Annotated in this window: 10 protein-coding genes and 2 pseudogenes; 2 read left to right on the top strand and 10 right to left on the bottom strand. The window is 62.5% G+C overall.

The genetic code is table 11. From position 1 onward, the window contains the following. Nucleotides 1-27 precede the first annotated feature (27 nt). From G5S35_RS39820 to G5S35_RS39815, 4 genes and pseudogenes are all read right to left on the bottom strand, one after another. Nucleotides 28-312, bottom strand: a pseudogene (locus tag G5S35_RS39820) (PAS domain S-box protein); the annotation flags it as partial. A gap of 617 nt (nt 313-929) precedes the next feature. After that, a complete protein-coding gene (locus tag G5S35_RS35905; RefSeq protein ID WP_065062959.1) occupies nt 930-1,298 on the bottom strand; it encodes a response regulator transcription factor in 369 nt (122 codons plus the stop codon). Between the two features lie 150 nt (nt 1,299-1,448). Continuing rightward, a complete protein-coding gene (locus tag G5S35_RS35900) occupies nt 1,449-2,396 on the bottom strand; it encodes a LysR family transcriptional regulator (RefSeq protein ID WP_065062957.1) in 948 nt (315 codons plus the stop codon). A 480-nt stretch (nt 2,397-2,876) separates the two neighbouring features. Continuing rightward, nucleotides 2,877-3,125, bottom strand: coding sequence for a hypothetical protein (locus G5S35_RS39815; RefSeq protein ID WP_237181979.1), 249 nt, complete (start codon nt 3,123-3,125; stop codon nt 2,877-2,879). Between G5S35_RS39815 and G5S35_RS35895 the strand changes: the two genes are divergently transcribed. Further along, a complete protein-coding gene (locus tag G5S35_RS35895; RefSeq protein WP_420874559.1) occupies nt 3,087-8,123 on the top strand; it encodes an AAA family ATPase in 5,037 nt (1,678 codons plus the stop codon). The genes G5S35_RS39815 and G5S35_RS35895 overlap by 39 nt on opposite strands. Before the next feature lie 120 nt (nt 8,124-8,243). Here G5S35_RS35895 and G5S35_RS35890 read toward each other — a convergent pair whose 3' ends face one another. Next, nucleotides 8,244-9,065, bottom strand: coding sequence for an alpha/beta fold hydrolase (locus G5S35_RS35890; RefSeq protein WP_065062953.1), 822 nt, complete (start codon nt 9,063-9,065; stop codon nt 8,244-8,246). 417 nt (nt 9,066-9,482) lie between these two features. Between G5S35_RS35890 and G5S35_RS40380 the strand changes: the two are divergent. After that, nucleotides 9,483-9,801 (top strand): annotated as a pseudogene (locus tag G5S35_RS40380) (IS3 family transposase); the annotation flags it as partial. A gap of 63 nt (nt 9,802-9,864) precedes the next feature. On the opposite strand, the gene G5S35_RS35875 reads toward G5S35_RS40380, so the two are convergent. From G5S35_RS35875 to G5S35_RS35855, 5 genes are all read right to left on the bottom strand, one after another. Next, complete coding sequence (locus tag G5S35_RS35875; protein ID WP_183040206.1) at nt 9,865-10,716, bottom strand: 2OG-Fe(II) oxygenase; 852 nt, start codon at nt 10,714-10,716, stop codon at nt 9,865-9,867. After that, the gene (cysC, locus tag G5S35_RS35870; RefSeq protein ID WP_183040205.1) at nt 10,703-11,377 is read right to left on the bottom strand and encodes an adenylyl-sulfate kinase; all 675 of its coding nucleotides are present in this window, start codon (nt 11,375-11,377) and stop codon (nt 10,703-10,705) included. Before cysC ends, G5S35_RS35875 begins: the two co-directional genes overlap by 14 nt. Further along, nucleotides 11,377-12,576, bottom strand: coding sequence for a glycosyltransferase family 9 protein (locus G5S35_RS35865; protein WP_237181838.1), 1,200 nt, complete (start codon nt 12,574-12,576; stop codon nt 11,377-11,379). The genes cysC and G5S35_RS35865 overlap by 1 nt, the downstream gene beginning before the upstream one ends. Further along, nucleotides 12,576-14,678, bottom strand: a complete 2,103-nt coding sequence (locus G5S35_RS35860) for a tetratricopeptide repeat-containing sulfotransferase family protein (protein WP_183040203.1) — start codon at nt 14,676-14,678, stop codon at nt 12,576-12,578. The genes G5S35_RS35865 and G5S35_RS35860 overlap by 1 nt, the downstream gene beginning before the upstream one ends. Nucleotides 14,679-15,077: 399 nt before the next feature. Continuing rightward, nucleotides 15,078-18,980, bottom strand: a complete 3,903-nt coding sequence (locus tag G5S35_RS35855; protein ID WP_183040202.1) for an autotransporter outer membrane beta-barrel domain-containing protein — start codon at nt 18,978-18,980, stop codon at nt 15,078-15,080. Nucleotides 18,981-19,213: the final 233 nt, after the last annotated feature.

Raw genomic sequence — 19,213 nt, 5'->3', positions numbered from 1 at the left:
GTTGTTCGTCGCGAGGATCGCGCGGGGCGCGCCCTTCGCATCGCGCCACACCGCGACGCGGCTCATGACCGTCACCGTACGCCCATCGCGGCGAACGCGTTGCAGTTCGCCGGACCAGCTTCCGCTGTCGAGCAACTTCGCGTGGATTTCGTCGAGCGGCAACGCGGCGCGCGTCTGCGTGAGTTCATGAATGCGCTGCCCCAATGCCTGCTCCGCACTCCACCCGTACAGCGATTCCGCGCCGTGATTCCAGAACGTCACTCGCCCTTCGAGGTCCACGACCAGCACGGCGTCGTGGGTCAGATTCAGCATGTCGATCTGTTCGAGCAGTCGCGCCGTATTGGAAAGATTGCGCAGCGAAAGTATCGAAGTCGAACCAATGGCGAGCAGGCTCAGCACGCAGCGCGCGATGGCGCCGCCGGCGTAATCGCTGTCGTGCGAAATCAGGAAACCGGCGAGCGTGAGCATCGCCACGATGACCGTCGCGCCCATGACCGCGAGATCGGAGCCGCTGGATGCCACCAGCAGCACGACCACCACGTAGAAAACAGCGACCGCAATATCGAGCGACGTAAAGGCGTCGATACTAAAAACCGTCAGCGCGACGATTGCAGCGAACCAGAAAACGATCGGCCCCTCGGGGAGCGCTCGCTTCGTGTTCGATCGGATCAGGGTTGCATTCACGGGCGGCTTTGCCGGAAACAGGTGGCGGCGCTAAAGAGCGCCGCTCATTTCACCAACATTCGGATGTGAACTGGAAAATCAGGCGAACCCGTATTCAAAACCGGACTGAAACTCGCCATGACACCAGAGACGTTTGCATTTAAAAGCGGCGGCCCCGACCAGGTCATCGGCAATCATCTGCTGCGACGATCCGGCGGTTCAGCCCGCGAGCGACCACTCCGTTTCGCAATACGTAGCGGGGACGCTCAAACTCCATCCGCATTCTGACCGAGTTTTTCCAGGCATGCGAGTAAGACATCGCCGTCGACCGGTTTGTCGAGAAAACACAGGGCGCCGTTGGCGAGTGCTTCACTGCGGCGCGCCTCCGAGCCGAACGCGCTAATGAAGATGACCGGCGGCGCGCCTGGCGTTTCGTTGAGCCTGCGCTGCATCTCGATCCCATCCATGCCCGGCATCTGAACGTCCGAGATCACGCAATGCACCTCCCTCAGGCCATCCGCGCGCAAAAACGCCTCCGCCGAAGCGTAGTCCCGCACCTTGCAACCCAGGGAGCGAACGAGACTGCACGTTGCGACGCGGACATTTTCGTCGTCGTCGACAATGGAAACAATCATGGGGGTTTGCAAGCGAATAGTCCTCGTCCAAAACGGCAATTCGGGCGGGGCATAGAAGGGCTGACCGCTCACGTTCGTTATCTTAGACAGGTGTGCGATCCAATAACACTATATTTCGATCTGGTGCAACTATATCTAAGTATGGTTGGGTCAGTGCGGGACGCGGCGCGCGGTCATGTCGGCCTGCGCGCCATCCGGCGGGCCGTTGAGTTCCTCGGTCACCCGACTGACGGCAAAGTCGATGAAGCTTCGCACCCGCATCGGCATGGGCGCGCGGCGAGGATAGCAGAGCATCACCTTGCTGCGCTCGCTCGTATGTTCCGGCAAGACCTGCACAAGCCGCCCCGCGTCGAGTTCCCGGCGCACGAGATACTGGGGAATCTGCGCGATGCCGACGCCCGCGAGGGCGGCCTGGATGATGGCGCCGTCGTCATTGAATGTGGCCACGGCGTTGATCTGGCCACGCGGGCTCTCGCCGCTGCCCGCCGGATCCCATGTGCGCGCTCTTGCCGAGCGCGTGTCGCGACGACCAATGCAGCGATGCCGCCCGAGGTCGTCGGGCGTTCGGGGCGCGCCGCGCTGGCGCAGGTAGTGAGGCGCGGCGCAATGCACGAGCCGCAGCGGACCGAGCGAGCGCACGACCCAGCGGCATTCGGGCTCGCTACCCACGCGCACGGCGACGTCAATCTGTTCGTCGAGCACTTCGTTGTGCCGCTCGTCGATCGACACGTCGAATTCGATCTCCGGATGCCGTTCGCTGAATTCCGCGATCAACCGCGTGAGCATGGCGCTGATGCTCGGGGCTCCGCCAATCCGGATCACGCCGCGCAGGTCGGTATTCGAGCGGCAGACTGCGCTCATGCTCGACTCGATCATCTGAATGCCCTGGCTCAAGGGCGTGAAGAAAAGCGTGCCCTCTTCCGTGAGGCTCACGCGGCGTGTCGAACGATTGAACAATTGCACCCGCAGTGCGCCCTCCAGTTCCGACACCGCACGGCTCACCGCCGGCGTGGACAGTCCCGATGCGCGCGCGGCTTGCGTAAAGCTGCCCAACTGTCCCACCGCGATAAAAGCCTTGAGTGATTTGAACATGTCCATAGCGAGTCCCTCCACGTGTGGTTAGCGCCGCGCACCATGCCGGATTGCGCGTGCTGGCGATGGAGCGATGATGGACAGACAGGCGGCGGGACGTGCGCGAATTGGCCGCGCGTTTATAGATTCGCACGGTCATCCGCCGCTCGTCCGGCATTCTGGCGAACGCCCGGCTCCCCTTGCACCAATAATGCGCACAATGGCCCGTATCAACATCGCCGGGCGCGACCCGCGCCGCATGCGTGGCCGTCGCCCCGAGAGCCACGCGTGACTCGCACCGGTCGGCTCTTACGCGCATCGAATATTTTCCCGTGCTACTTTTGGCGCTCTTCTCGACGAAGTCTTTGCCGCCACATTTTCGATGCAATCCAAGGCGAAGCGCGCGACGGTCATGTAACGACTTGTCTGCGGCGGCAGGACTTCATGAAGAAGACGTAGCGAAGTATCGATACACCAGCAGCGCGGCCGGATGCGCGTCAGACACTGTCACGCCCTGGCTGCCGGCTTTTTATCGATTGTCCAGAAACTCGACATACGCATGGCCGCAAAATGACCACGCAAGGCACGCCTTCCCGTTCGTCCGATACGTCGATCGAAGATCGCGATGCAGACGGCGCGGGAACCACAAGAAAGCCCTTCGACATCGCCTGGTTCGACGGGTGCCACAAGCACGAACTCGATCACTCGGACGGTGTCGTGACCGGCCTGCTCACCGAGCGCGCCGGCGATCGCCATTGGCTCGCACGCTATGAAACGCATTCGTCCGCTTCCGCATCCGAGCGCCTGAAACGCGAACTGGAATGGAGTGCGCGAATCCGCTTGCCGTGGGGATTGCCGCAAATCGCCACGCTCTGGCAGGACGAGCGCGTCATCGTCATCTACCCGCTGTCGTCCACGGCAACGCTAGCATCGAATGTCGATCCCCGGCAGTTGACGATCGACGCGTTCCTGCGGATCGCCATCGGTGCAACGCGCGCGCTGAGCGACGCGCATGCCGCGCGAATCTGCCACGGCGACCTGCGGCCCGCGTGCATCGTTCTCGGTGACGACGGCACGGTCAGTCTGATCGGCTTCGATCCCGAAGCCCCCAAAGCGTATCGCGAGCGGCTGAGCGCCCAGCCATTCCTCGCGCCCGAGCTTGGCATCATCGATGCGGAGCCTGATCATAAGCGCGAAAAGAGCGCCGATCTCTACGCCCTCGGCGTCACGCTTTATGCGCTGCTGGCCGGGGCGCTGCCATTCACGGCCGAAAGCGCGGCCGGCTGGTATCACGCGCGCCTTGCGGTCGAGCCGCTGCACCCTTCGCGGCATCGGCCCGATGTGCCCGATATTCTGTCCGTCGTGTTGCTCCGGCTGATGGCGAAAGATCCGCTCGAACGCTACACGAGCGCCACGCAAGCGCTAGCGGACCTGCAACTCATTCGCGACGCGATCCGTTTTCATGGCCATGAAACGCCTCTTGCCGCCGATGCCGCCGTCTCATCGCGCTTGCTCAGCATGTCGAGCATGCTCTTTGGCCGCGCCGCGGAGAAAGCCCACCTCGACCGGGCGCTCGCGCGCGTGGTCGAGACCGGAAAAACCGAGCTGGTATTCATCTCCGGCAGCGCGGGATCCGGAAAATCGGCGCTCGTCGAGTCGCTGTTCAACGATGTACGACGCCGCGCCTTTCGCTATGCCTCCGGTAAAGCCGACAAGCAACGCTCCGGCATTCCGTATGCGCCTGTCGTGCAGATCGTCCGCACGCTGACGCTCGAATTGCTTGGCGCGGATGACGACCTGCTGGCCGCCGTTCGCGAGCGCTGGATCGCGCTCCTCGAAGGCCAGGGACGGGCAGTCGCCGAACTCGTGCCTGAAGTCGAGCACATCATCGGACGATGCACGCCGCTTACCGAGGTCGCGGGTCCGCTCGCGCAGACTCGCCTGATTCGCGCACTGCTGAATACGATCGCGGCATTCGCCTCGCCGGGCGCACCTGTCGTGCTGTTCGTCGACGACCTGCAGTGGGCCGATCCGGCCTCGCTCAGCTTCCTCAAAGCCTTCTCCGCAGAACCGCCGCCGAACGTGTTATTGCTCTGCGCGTGCCGCGAGTTTTCCGCCGAACAGATCGGTCAACTGCAATGGCAACACGCGTTGCGCGATAGCACGACGATGCATCTGACACACGTGCCGCTGCACTCGCTCTCCGTGGCGAACCTGGCCGCGCTGATTGGCTTCACGCTCGGTGAATCGGCCGATCGCGTCGAAGCGCTCGCGCGCGCCGTGCATGCGAAGACGGGCGGCAATCCGTTCTTTTCCCGCCAGCTTCTGCGCATGCTCATCGACGATGAGGTACTGAGATTCAGCGTCAAGAGCGGCGCGTGGACGTGGGATGAGACGAGCATTGCGCAACGGCTCTACTCGGATAACGTCATCGACCTGCTGGTACGCCGCATTGAACGTTTCCCGCCCGAAGGCACGAAGCTGCTGGAAAGTCTGGCCTGCGTGGGAATTCGCTGTGAAACGGGATTGCTCGCTGAAATCAGCGGCCTGTCGAATGACGAGGTGCATCACACGCTTCGTCCTTTTGTCGACGCCAATCTGCTCGTGCAGGATTCCGACTCCTACGCGTTCCAGCACGATCGCGTATTGGAGTCGGCTTACTCGCGCATCGACTCCGCGTCGAAGCCGCTGCATCACGCGCACATCGCCTCGGCCATGATCGGCTATTGGCAGTCCAGACTCGCCGAGTACGCGTTCGAGATCGCGAGCCAGATCGAGCGCGCCGCCATGGACGCCCTGTCGCCAGACACACGCGTCGCGTACGTGGGTATTCTCATCCTCGCGGGCAAACGCGCGCGCAATGCGGCCGCGCTCGACCAGGCAACGGTATATGCGAATATCGCGCTCGCGATGGTGGACGAACCCTGGTGGTCGAGCCATTACGATCTCGCCTATGGGGCGAAACTGCAGTATTGCGAGTGCTCGCTGGCGCAAGCGGCCCTCGTCGACGCTCAACACGGCGTGGACGATTTGCTTGCGCACCCGCTCACGCCGCTTCATCGGGCCGACGTGCACCGGCTAAAGGCCGTCCTGAAGACCGTCCAGTCCGACTACGAGGGCGCGTTGTCGGCCGCGCTGGCCGGGCTGGCGCTTCTCGATGTCCATCTACATCGCGCGCCAACCGCAGAACAGATGCGGCGCGCCTGCGAGTCCGCCCAACGCGCGCTCAAGAACAAAACGATCCACCCCATGCGGCACCTGCCGCGCTGCGATGACCCGCGAATCCAGGTCATCATGGGGCTGCTCGCCACCATGACTTCGTCGTTTTTCGTCACCGACGGCGTTGGCATTCTGCATCTCGCCAAGATGGTCGAACTCACGATCGAACATGGCGTGACGCCCGAGTCTCCCAGCGGCCTGGCGTGGTTTGGCGTCCTTTTTGCGGGCATGTACGACGCCCCCGACGCAGGCTATGAATACGGCCAGGCCGCGCTGGCGCTGATCGACCAGCACGGTTTCGAAGCGCAGCGCGTGGCGACGCTCGTCGCGATCGACCAGGTCAGTGTCTGGACACGTCCCCTTTCGTTTGCCCTCGGCTATGCGCGCCAGGCGAGAGCGCTCGGACGCGCCTCGGGGGACATCGGAATGGCGTGCTATGCGTGCAATCACATCGTTTCCGACCTGATCGCCATGGGCGAGCATCTGTCCATCGTCGATGACGAAGTCGAACGCGGCCTGGAACTCACGGCCATCATTCGCTATCGGGATATCGAAGCCGTGCTCCAGGCGCAGCGCGACTTTGCGCGGGCCTTGATGAGCGCAGCGCCAGCGAGCGAGATCGATACCGACAGTGCGTCCACGCAACGGTTGGAAAAACGCGAAGTCGATAACCTGGCCTCGGTCTCCCAGATCGCCCGATTCTTTATCTTCTTCTACGGCGGCCTGACGAAGATTTTCGCCAGGGATTTTGCTGCGGCATTTTCCCTGCTGGATAAGGCCGCCGATCTCGCCTGGACCGTCCCCGCACACATCAACGTTGCCGATTCCAGGCTGTATCGCGCGATCGCTTTCGCGCATGCAGAAAACGTGTCCCCGACAAACGCTCTCGTTGAACTCTCCGGGCATCGAAGCCAGTTCGTGAAATGGGCCAATCGAAACGGTGCCACGTTTCGCAACAAGCTCCTTTTGATCGAAGCGGAAATCGCGCGCCTTCGCGGCGACGTGATGGCTGCGCTGATCGCCTACGAGCATTCCGCGCGTGCGGCGGAAACGGTGGGCTTCGTTCACGAGCAAGGTCTCGCTCATGAACTGGCCGGCGAGCTTTACCTGTCGCAGACGCTGGAATCGTCCGCGATGTATCACTTGCGTCAGGCGGCCGCCTGCTACCGCCGTTGGGGCGCGGTGAACGCGGAACAGCGGCTCCACGAGCGGCATGCATCGCTGCTCGGCAACGCGGCCGAACAGACCGAGGTCGAGGCGCCCTCGCGCCAGCAACCGTTCGTCGATCTGGGCATCGAAACGGCGAAGACCATTTCTGGCGAGGCCGTCACGGAACGGCTGGTCGAAAAGCTGCTGAACGGTATCGTGGTCTACGCGGGCGCGCAATACGGCCTCTTGTTGCTTTCGCACGATGACGGGCTCAAGGTCGTCGCGATGGCGCGCGTGGAGTCGACCAAGGTGGTCATCACGCACGGCAACGCCGCACCGGACGACGATGCGTTGCCATTGGCCGTTCTCAACAGCGTCGTTCGCACCCGCAACACGCTCGTATTCGCGGATGCCGGATTCGAGTCCCCATCATTGCGATCCCGCGTGGGCGCCGGGCGCGTGCAGCGCTCGGTGCTGTGCACGCCTCTGCTACGGGGAGGCTCGCTCGTCGGCGTCGTCTACCTCGAGAACAATCTCGCGCCCGGCGTATTCGACCCGACGCGCGTGACGGATCTCGAAGTGCTCGCGCCTCAGGTTGCCGTGTCTCTCGAAACGGCGCGGCTGTATGAACGGCTCGTCGACGAAAGCGATCACCGTCTGAATGCGGAAATCAGCCTGCGGGCCGCGCGCGATGAACTCGCGCGCACGGCTCACCTGACCGTGATGGGCAACGTGGCGGCCTCGATTGCGCACGAAGTCAATCAACCGCTCGCGGCCATCACCACCACGGTCGATGCGAGCCTGCGCTGGCTGCAGCGTGACCCCGCGGATCTGGAGGAAGTGACGTCGGGGCTCATGCAGATCAAGCGCACCAGTCTGCGCGCGCTCGAAATCATCCGCGCGTTGCGGGCGCTCGCCAAGCAGGCGCCTGCGGTGCTCGCACCCATGCGCGTCAACGACGTCGTGCGCGATGTCCTGGACTTGCTTCAACCCGAAGCGGAGGCGAGGCAGGTCAGCGTCGTGAGCCTTCTCGACGCTGCCGACGCGACGGTCGAGGCCGATCGCATACAGCTCCAGCAAGTCGTGCTGAATCTGTTCACGAATGCCGTCGAAGCGATGAGCGAGACCGCCGTGGACAGGCGCACGCTCACGATATCCACGCTCGTCGAGGGCGCGCAGGTCGTCATGTCCGTGCGCGACCACGGCGCCGGCATTCCGGACCACGTGATGGAGAGAATCTTCGAGCCGCTTTACACGACGAAGTCCACTGGCATGGGGATGGGGCTCGCCATTTGCCGCTCCATCGTCGAAGCGCATCATGGCACGCTCGATGCCTTCGGTCTTGACGATGGCGCCGAGTTTCGAATGACCTTGCCCATCGCCTGAGCGAGCTCGCCGATCTCGCTGCCAACGGCATATCAGGCAACCTGCTGTGTCGATGCAAGCGACGGTGCTGCAACACGCTGCGCCTGCCGCACCACATGGGCCGACAGGCGCACGCCGCCATCAGCTCGCGATGAAGTCGAGCAGCGCAGCGTTGACCTGATCGGCGTGGGTCGTGCACAGACCATGCGGCGCGCCTGCGATGACTTCGAGCTTGCCCGTCGGCACGCGTTGCGCCGAAAGCCGGCCCGAGTCGTCAAGGGGCACGATCTGGTCGGCGTCACCCTGAATCACGAGCGTCGGAATCGTCATCTTCTTGAGGTCGTCGTTGAAGTCGGTCTCCGAGAAGGCCTTGATGCAGTCGTAAGCGCTCTTGATCGAGCACTGCATGCCCGCCAGCCAAAACGCGTCGATGGTGCCTTGCGACGCCTTCGCGCCCGGCCGGTTGAAACCGTAGAACGGCAGCGCGAGGTCCTTGAAGAACTGCGAGCGATTCGTGCGCACGCCCGCGCGGATCTCGTCGAAAACGGACAGCGGCAAGCCGCCCGGATTCGCATCGGACTTGAGCATGATGGGCGGCACCGCCGAAATCAGCACGGCCTTCCTCACACGCTGCGTGCCATGCCGGCCGATGTAGCGCGCCACTTCGCCGCCGCCGGTCGAGTGACCGGCCAGCACGGCGTCACGCAGATCAAGATGCTCGATCAGCTGAGCGAGATCGTCGGCGTAATGATCCATGTCGTTGCCCGCCCATGGCTGGCTCGACCGGCCATGGCCTCGACGGTCATGCGCGATAACACGGAAACCACGCTCTGCCAGAAACAGCATCTGCGCGTCCCAGGCGTCGGCGTTCAGCGGCCAGCCATGCGAAAAGACAATCGGCGTCCCGTTGCCCCAGTCCTTGTAAAACAGTTCCGTGCCGTCCTTGAGTGTGAGCGTCGTCATGATGTAACTCCTATTTCCCTGGATTGAGCGACATCAGCGCCGCATTGCGGTGTGCGTTTCGTGTCCACGAATGAAGCGCTGTGTTGCACGGTCCGCCGGATCGTCCGGCGTTGCGACGCAGTATTGATCAGTCGACGGAACGCCTGTTGCGCGGGCCACCGCTTCTTTGCGAATTTGCACGCTCATCCGTCGATGCGCCCCATGCGTTCTTTTCGTGCAGATACGCAATCATTCGTTTGGGGAGCGCGTAGATTCTTTCTGTCTGCTCAGTCAATCCGCGCCGTTGAGTAACAGCGGTTCATCGCTTACACCCGTCGACCTTCAGACATACCACTATTCCGGTCGCCACCATGTTCGTGACTATCATTCCATCAGATCGTAAATGACGGTGGCGGAGACGATATAGAGCAGGTCGAACGCCGGGCTGCTGGCTGGGCATTCTCGAAGCCCGGATGCCGATCTCGCGGCGCAGGCGTTGGGATGGCTTATGACCAGCGTGGCCGCCGCAAGGATTGCCGTTCGACCCGGATCAAGGCGGCCAGTCGAAACGCTGTTTCGCAGCTTCAAAACGGAATGACTGCCGTCAATGCTTTGCATGCCGGCGCAGGAAGCGCATCGGGACATTGGCCACTCCCTGATGCATCGGTACAACTGGATACGGCCGCATCAGTTCAATGACGGACTGGCACCGGCAGTTGCGGAACAAAAACCTAACGCAGTGTCCGGGATGAGTTGACCACTAGATTGTTTCACCTGGCTTCGCGAATCCCACGACCTACCGTTAGGTTTCCTTCAAGTCTTACACATACTCGCGCTCGCGAACCCACTTCGTCATGATCCATTTGTCACCGGCCTCGACCGGTGCGCCTGCGTGCAGTGTCAGCGGATCGAGCTGTCGTACCCGGTTCATGTAACGGAAATAAACGGCATGCCCATGCCTTGCCGCAACCGACAGGCCGGCCTCCGGAAAGACCGTTTCACCGCCGCGGGGCACGTCGTTCAGATAGACGATGAGCGTCGCCACTCGCTGACCACCGTGCGCGGTGTGGACCGCGCTGCCCGCCTGGTCGGGTGGAAAATAGTCGAAATGCGGCCGGTATTCGCCGCCGCGGTTGTAGTGAAGAATCTGCAGACCCTCGCCGTTTTCAACCGGCCAGTTCATGAGGCTCGCAATGCGCTGCTCAAGACGTGCAATGAATGCATCTTCTTCGCGCTGGAACCAGACTCCCTCGCTCGTGCGATTGCGGATAATGTCCTCCTGCCCCGTCTCAGGATTGACCGTTGTGGATCGCGTGAGCCGGTGTCGCGAACGCTCGATCATCTCCGCACACTCTTGCGGCGACAAGACGTCCCCAAAGACGATGACCTGCGGCCGTTCCAGGCGCGCCAGAACGTTGACGGCGCGATCATGGGCATGAATCAGATTCCCGCCCGCGACCGGACAGCCGTCATATTGAAATTCGCGCGGCTTGCCCTGGGCTGGCTCCGCCTGAACGCCGGCGTCGCGGCCGGCCAGCCCCTGTACGGCGGCGCGGGCCACCACCGCATCAAACCCTGCTTTTACCATCGCGTCGATCATGGATTGCGCACTGCAACCGCGATTCGAATTCGTGGTTAGCCAAGCTTGCCAGTCGGCGTCAACGGACAGCATGGATCTCGCCTCCTGTGGGACTAACGTCGCGTGGCTCGGACGCAGGGACGTCGCAGGCTCTCAGCGCGTCGCGAACCGCATCGCGCCCGTCGTGGGCCGCCTCCTGAGCCCCCACCCCGATCGCTCGCTCACCCAGCAGCCACGTCATTGTCCCGGCCACGCAGTCGGCAAGCGACTGCACGCCGGTATCGAACCGAAGTTCGGGATCCAGCGGCGCGTCGTAAGGATCGCTGATGCCCGTGAAGTTCGTGATCGCCCCGCTGCGCGCCTGGCGGTACAAGCCCTTCGGATCGCGCGACTCGCATACCGCGAGCGGCGTCGCCAGATAAACTTCCACGAAGCGTGCTTGCCCGACTGTGCGGCGCGCTAGCTCACGATCGTCGCGATAGGGAGAAATCAGCGCGGCGATGGCCCACACACCTGCCTCATTCAACTGCCTGCACTTGAGGGCCACACGGCGAACGTTCTCGCTGCGGTCAGCGCGCGAGAACCCAAGGTCGGCACTCAGTTCGCGGCGTACGAGATCGCCGTCGAGGATCCGGCACGATGCGCCCGCGGCCGCGAGCGCGTCGGATACGGCATGGGCGAGAGTCGTCTTGCCCGCGCCGCTCAGGCCCGTCAGCCACAGCGTGGCGGCAGGCGGTGTGGTTCTTTCATTCATCAGCTTGCGGACACATGCCGTTCGTTGCGGGACGGATCGGCGGCGGCGACGCTGCCCAGTTCGCCCGCCATCGCCGCCATGACACTCGCCCAGTCCCCGCGCGAGCGCTGCCTGAAGAGCCGTGTGGAGGGATACCAGGGCGTGTCGCTCCGTCCAAGCAGCCAGCGCCAGTCGGGCACAAAAGGCAGCATCACCCATACCGGCCGCCCCAGCGCACCCGCGAGATGCACCGGCGACGAATCGACCGATATCAGCAGGTCGACCACGCTCAGGATCGCCGCCGTATCCTCGAAGTCGCGGATCTCACTGCTTAACGACACGAGCGACATCCCCGCCGGCGGACTCATCGCCTGCGTCTCGGCGGGCCCTTTCTGGATCGACACATACGTGACGCCGGGCACACCGAGCGGTGCGAATTGGTCGAGGCTCAATGAGCGGTTCGCGTCGTTCACGTGGGTCGGGCGTCCCGCCCAGACCAGTGCCACGAGTGGACGCGGCAGCCCTTCGAGGCGTTTGCGCCAGTGCGCGACGCGCTGCGGATCGGGACTCAGATAGGGCATGGGGCCCGGCAGGTCTGCGGCTTCGAGCCCCATCGCCATTGGCAGGCTCATCATCTCGCAATGAAAGTCGAACGCGGGCGGCAGGCTGCCACGCGCGATGATGTCGTCGTGGCCCTCCATGCGCCGCGCCAGCGATAACGTTTCCGCGTTCACCTCCAGAATCACGCGTGCGCCACTTATCTCTTTCACCCGACGCGTCAACCGCATGAACTGGAACGTGTCGCCATAACCCTGCTCGTCGTGGATCAGCAGCGTCTTGCCCACAATAGGTTGACCATCCCAGCGGGGACGCTGCACTTTGCGCTCAATCGAGGTGGTGTGCGCGAGGCTGTAGCGATACCGGTATTCGCGCCAGCCGCGTTCGAATTCGCCCAGCAGCAGCAAGGTCTCCGAAAGATCGAAGCGCGCCGGGAAATCTCCCGGCGCGTGCGCGACCACCATCTCCTGAATAGCGCGCGTTTCGACAATCCGTCCTTGATGACGTAAAGCGGTCGCGAGCATTTTCCACAGGGCGAGCGGCCCGCTCCCGCTCGCGAGATAAGGGCGCACGAGCGCTTCAGCTTCTTCGTATCGATTCGCATTGGTGAGCGATCGAAATTGCTGGTCAACGCCTGGTAGACCGGCTGCCGGACCTGCCATCAAGGCGCCTCGATTTCGAGCACATCGAGCAGCGGCTTCAGATAGGCTGCGTGTTTCTGCCAGCGGCCTTTCGAGGTGCGGTAGATCGGTTTGCGCACCTGATTGACGCTCGCTGTACGGACGATGCGCTGGTTGGTGTGGAAGCTCAGACACGCGTCGTCCCACTGCAGTCCGAGAAACTCGATCATGCGCCGCGCCTCGCCCTCCAGATCATCAACCACGGCTTCGTACTCGACTTCCAGGAAGCGCTCCGCGGGCAGGACCGAGCGCCAGTGCGCCATCATGCGTTCGTATTCGCGATAGAAGAGGCCGAGTTCGGTCAGATCGTACGAGAAAGGCTGCAAGCCCCCGAAGAGTTTCGTGTAGCACGACAGGCAGGTATCGACGGGGTCGCGTCGCGCATGAATGATGCGCGCGCCTGGCAGGACCAGAGGAATCAAGCCGGCGTGCACGAAATTGCCAGGCATTTTGTCAACGACGTGAGGCCGCCCCTGCGCGAGGGGCTTCACGCGTGACAGGTAATCCTCGCCGCAGCGCTTCAGGGCCGCGCTCGCGCTGGCGTCGTCGAGCTTCACCAGCCAGTCGGGAAACTCGCCCATACGGTCGACCGCGTGACGCAGCGCGGAGAGTTCTCCCGCGCCGGTGACCAGCGGATGCGACGAAATGATCTGCTCGATCAGTGTGGTGCCCGAGCGTGGCATCCCGATGATGAACACCGGCATCGACGAAGGTTCGCCCAGGCCGGAGAGGCGTGCGAAACGCTCGGGCGTAATCGTCGCGCAGATGGCTTGCATCGTTGCTGCGGTTTTCGCGCTGTCGTGATCGAAGGTCGAGCGCTTCTGGCGGCTGCCCGCTTCGAAATGCGCGAAGGCGCGCGCGCTATCGCCGACGTCGAGATACGCCTTGCCAAGCGCAAAGTGCACGCCAATGCGGTCAGGCAGTGGCCGATCGTCGCCATCGACGAGCCAGGCTTCCATGGCGGCGATATCTGGATCGTTCGCGCTGTACGTGCGCAGATCCGAGCGCGCGGCCATGATCACGGCCGAGCCGGGAAAACGTTCCAGCGCGGCGTCGAATGCCGCGAGGGCTTCGTCGCGACGGCCGGCTTCCGTCAGCAGCAACGCGCTACCGGCCATGGCCGTTTCGGCCGAGATGCCTGGCAGCGCTGCCGCCTGTGCGTAGTGACGCAGCGCGTCCTCTGTCCTGCCGAGATCCTGCAGCGACTGCGCGACTGTCTGATGTGCGTCGGCGTTGTCTGGCGTCAGCGCAATGGCCGCGCGAGCGAACTCGAGTGCTTCTTCGTTGTGATCCAGATGCTTGAGCGCCTTGGCGCGCGCGACGAGTGCAGCAGGATGGCGCGGAGCGAAGGCGTTGAGCATGTCGAGCGCCCGCAGCGCAGCGTCGGCACGCTGGCGCGAAATCTCGACCTCCGCGAGATTCAGGTAAGCATCGACGAGCTGTGGATTGAGGTCGATCGCCTCACGCGCATGCTTTGCCGCATCGTCGAAATTGCCTTTGCTCGACAAAAGGTAGGCAAGGTTGCTGTGCGCTTCAGGGTAGGACGGATTGAGTGCCAACGCCTGCCGGTAGCAGGCTTCGGCGCGGTCCATGCGCCCGAGGCGCCGCCATGTGTTGCCGAGGTTGTTGTGCGCCTCCGGCCAGCCCGGATTGAGTGCGATAACGCGTTCCAGGCACTGGCGGCTTTCTTCGAATCGCCCCGTTTCCTGCTGCAGGATGCCCAGATTGTTCCAGCCGGAAACGAGCGCCGGATCCATGTTCACTGCGCGCTGCGCAGCCTCCACGCCCTCGGCGAGCAGACCCTTCTGGCGACACATTTCAGCGAGGTTGCTCGAGTAGACCGCGGGCGCTCGCGGTGCCAGACAGGCCTGACGCAGATGCGAGATCGCCAGATCCAGATTGCCGTATGCATGTGCCATCAAGCCGAGCAGATGCAGCGCATCGGGCTGCCCCGGCCACGCGGCAAGCACGCGCTGCGCGAGCATTTCGGCCTGGTCGGCCTGGCCGGCATTCCAGTGCGCATAGGCTTTCGACAATGCTTCCTGAATGTTCATGCTGCCAGGAGAGGATGGGGTACTGGACATGGCGCGATTCCGTGATCCATGAGTAAACAGACTTTTCGATCGTAACATGCGTACATTGGATCGAAATGCGCATCTTGATTGAGCCGTAACGGATGCATACGTCGGGATGGCTAAACGTCATCCGCGTTCCATCGATCGTGACAGGCGCATCCCGATCGCCTCGGACGCAGCACATCCCGGTTGCTTCGCCCCATGTGCTCGTCCGGGCGTGCGATGGTCGAGTATGGCGAGATGGAGTCGCGGTTTCCCGAGCCGTTGTTTGTCGGTCCGTGTGCCGTGGTGGAGGTGGGAGGACGGTCTGACGAATGTGCGCACGTGGGGATGCGGTGCGAAGAACGTTCGCGTCATTCAGCAGGCGCGCGCGGGAGGCCGGCGTATGCTCCAGCCTCCCGTACGGCATCAGAACAACTGACGCAGACGCAACGTGCCGCCTTGCGACAGGAAGCCCCTGCCCGCCTGCATTTCATAACGTGCGGTGACACTCAGATTGCGCTCGCGCAGCAGCGTAACGCCTGCGCTGACCACGGCCGAGTTCGTCAGCGGGCTCGTGCCGAGCGTCGTGAAACTGTTCACGCCGCTCGGGTCGCCAGCGAAGGTTGCCGTCGTCAGCTGGCTGGTGTTGTTGTACTCATGACGCCACGAAACAGTGAGTTCCGGTACGAGCACACCATACGGAGTCGGAAATTCCCGTTCGATTTTCGCGCCCAGGTCCGTGGTCACGGAGCTCAGATGCGAAGCATCAACCGACAAAGCCGCACCGTTGCCACCGCTTTCGGTGTACGCACTTTGATGCAGGTAGCTGTAGGTCAGGGTCGCAAGCGGCGTGACCGTCGTGGCGCCGAGTGCGATCGGATAGCCAACCTCACCGCGCGCAACGTACTGCTGGCCGTTGAAGGCACCATTGGTATCGCCCGAGAAGCCGGTGAAATTCACCGAACGGTTCGTATCGTAGCGTTGCTGCACGGCGCCTACCGACAGGTTCGCGTACCACCGGCTGGCGTTGTAGCTCGCGTAGCCGATCAGGCCGTATGAGTTGACGCGGGTGCTGTCGCCTGCCGAGTCGCCCGTGTTGTTGATCGCCGCGTTGCTGTAGCTGAACGCACCCCCCACATTCCACGAGTCCGTCAACGTACGATCGACGCCAAACAGCAGACCGGCATAGTTGGAACTGAAGCCGTCAATCTGGTCGCGCTCGTCCTGGCTGGCATGACCGCCGAACGCCTGACCCCAGACACCCCATTGCGGTGCGCTTTCGCCTGTCGAAATGCCGCTGCCGCCGTCCCGTTGCGCGAGACGGATGCCGTTGACGTGGCTCGCCACGACGTTGAGCGTCTCGAAAGTGGGGGCTGCGGCCGCCATGCTCGAAGTGGATTGTGCGGTCGGCCCGAGCTGCTTGCCGGCGCGATTGATTTCGCCAGCGGAGCCTGTCGCCGATAGCGCAAGCGACGCGTCGTACAGATTCAGCAACGCGAGGTTGCTGATGCCCTGGTATCCCTGTAGTGCGCCAATCGCAGAGCGCGCATTTGGCGAGGTCGCCGGGGTCGGCGTCGGGGTCGGCGTTGGGCTCGGAGTCGGCGTAGGCGTCGAAGTTGGCGTGGGACTTGGAGTCGGCGTGGGAGTCGGCGTCGGTGTGGGCGTCGATGTCGATGCATCGGCCACCGTCAGCACCAGGTCGCTCTTCGTACCGTTTGCGACGGCTGCGCCGCTGACCGTGAGCCCACTCGCCCCCCCGGCAATCGAATAGACAAGCTGGTTCGCGTTGTAGTTGGTCCCGGTTGTGTTTGCGTCGATAACGACGAAACGCTGCCCGGCCGCAAATCCGTATGCGTTGAGTTTTTGCAGTGTGACGTTCGAGCCGGATGCCACGGTGGCGCTGCCCGATACGACGAGCCGGCCGTAGCCGGCGTCGGTGGTCAGCGAGCCGCTCGCGGCCGCGCCGTCTGACACGCCGACCAACAGCGTGGCATTGGCGTCTTGTGCGTAGTTGCCAGTGATCGCGACGACGTGATTGACCTGCAGCGTCGCGCCCGTGTTGTTCACCGCGTTGCTACCCACGTTGACGTTATCGTTCAACAGTTGATTGCCCGATACGAACACTACATTCGATGTGGTATTCGTAATCGTGCCCACTGTATTGCCGAAACCCGTCAAGGTGCCGAAGATGGAGCCCGTGCCGCCGCTGATCGACAGGTCGTTCGTCGACTGGTTCACGATGTTGCCGGCAATGACGCCCGCGTTGTTGAGCAGGCCGATACGTCCGGCGTTGGCGATACCGATGGCCGTTCCGGCACTGCTGATCTCGCCGCTGTTAAGGAGGTTGTCGATGGTGCCGACATTGCCGATACCGAACTGCGCACCGCTGATCGTTCCCGAGTTGGAGAGCTGCGTGATGGTGCCGGTCGTGTCGTTTGTGATCCCGTACAAGGCGCCCGTGATCGTGCCGGTATTGCTCAAGGTTCCGATCGTGCCGTCGTTATAAACACCCGACTTCGAACCGTAGATCAAGCCGTTATTGGTCAGCGACCCGATGTTGCCGCTCGCGTTATTGTTGACACCGACGCCTGACGAACCACCGCCCAGGATTGCGCGAATGGCGCCCGTATTGGCGAGCTGACCAATCGTGCCTTTGTTATCGACAGCGGCCGTCCAGCCGATGATCGTGCCGCTATTCGACAGCGTACCCAAGGTCCCCGCATTCTCGATAGCGGTGTAGTAACCGTAGATGGTGCCGCCCTGCTCGTTGTTGAGTTGAGTGAGCGTGCCGCCCGCGGCGTTGTCGACACCATACAGTTCGGTCGTGCCGTTTCCGATTACGCCGCTATTGGAGAGCACATCGATCGTACCGGTATTGACGATGTCGGAGCCTTGTGCGCCCACCGACGCCAACGCGATTGTTCCGCCAGACTGATTGGTCAGGGTTCCGATGGAACCGGCGTTCAGAATAGCCTCCCGGTACCCGAGGATCGACCCGCTGTTCGTCAACGCTCCAATCGAACCGCTGCTCTCAATGCCGAAATTTGGCAGCGCGCCGCCGATCACGCCCGCGTTCGTCAGGGTGCCAATAGTGCCGCCCGCATCGTTGTAGAGAGCAGCTGCGTATTGCGCACCCACCGTTCCATTGCCCGTGATGCTGAGACCGCCGGCAGTGATCGTCCCGCTGTTGGCGATGCCCGCAATAGCAACGTCGTTGTAGATGCCGGCGTCGATTGCCGTGCCGATGATGCCGGTATTGGTGACAGTTAGCGCGGAACCGGAAACGACCGTCCCACTCCCGATCGTCATGTCCGCGCCAGCCGTAGCGATGGCACCCGCGTTGATCAATGCGCCAATCGTGCCGGTGTTGTCGATACCGCCGGTTGCGCCTGTGATGCTGCCGGTGTTGGTGAGCGTAACAATATCGCCCGCGTTGACAATGCCCCATTGTCCGCCGGAAATCAGCCCGCTGTTGCTCATGCTCTGGAGCGTGCCGGTATTGGACAACCCGTCAGCAGTACCGGACAGCGTGCCTGCGTTAGTCAGCGTGCCAATGGTGCCGGCATTTCCGATTGCGGCCGTGCCGCCGCTGATGAAGCCGCTGGCGTTATTGGTCAGCGTGCCGATATTCCCGGTGGTGGCGTTATAAATGCCGAATCTGTCCGGGCCGCTTATCCCACCCACACCAGCCGCATTCGTCGAGTTGATCGTGCCGCTATTGGTAAGCGTGCCGATCTGCCCGGAGTTGATAACAGCCGAACTGCCGCCGATGATGGTGCCGCCGGCCTCGTTATCCAGCACGGAGAGCACACCGGCATTACGGACGCCGGCGCGAGGCGTATAACCATAGCCGCCGCTTCCGTTGATCAACCCGTTGTTGGTCAGCGTGCCGATGCTGCCAGGGTTAAAGAGGGCTTCACTGCCAGAAGTGATCGTGCCGTTGTTGATCAACTGGCCGATCGCGGAATTGTTATAGATCGCGGCCGCACTGACCGTCAGCGCGCTGATCCGGCCGTTGTTGATCAAGGTGCCGACCGAGGCCGCATTCAGGAAGCCGTATCGTGTGCCCGCGATCGTGCCGTTGTTGGTCAACGTTCCGAGCCCGGTGCCGACAGCAAGTAACGCCGTAGCGGTCTCGTTATTGGAGATGACGACATTCGAGGCAACCGTGCAGTTACCCGACGCCCACTCGATTTCAGGCGTGTTACTGGTAATCGTGCCGCTTATCTGACAATTTGCTTTCGCGATCAGCGGTGTTGCGCCAGCCAATACTCCGGTAATGGCAATGACTAATGCGCGTTTCTTAGGTGGCCTGGTCGCGAAGCTCATGAACGATTCCCCGGTGGAAGATTATTTTTAAAAGCGGAGGCGAGTATGCAGTATCCGGAAAGTGCCGAAATTATTTTTTCTGGGACTGTTGTATTCCGCACAAGCCGCGTCAAATCGGGGTTTACGCGAAATCAATCCGCAATTTCAATCCGGCCCGGTTTGATTTTCATATTTTTTCCGCGCAAACGTTTTCGGATTAAAGTCCTGCATTCCCAATGCCGTTTACCCATGTG

Origin of the sequence: Paraburkholderia tropica (assembly GCF_014171495.1) — a bacterium.
In the GTDB taxonomy this organism is placed as follows: Bacteria; Pseudomonadota; Gammaproteobacteria; order Burkholderiales; family Burkholderiaceae; genus Paraburkholderia; species Paraburkholderia tropica.
Note: the sequence above shows the minus strand (reverse complement) of the source record. Positions and strands in the feature narration are given on the sequence as shown.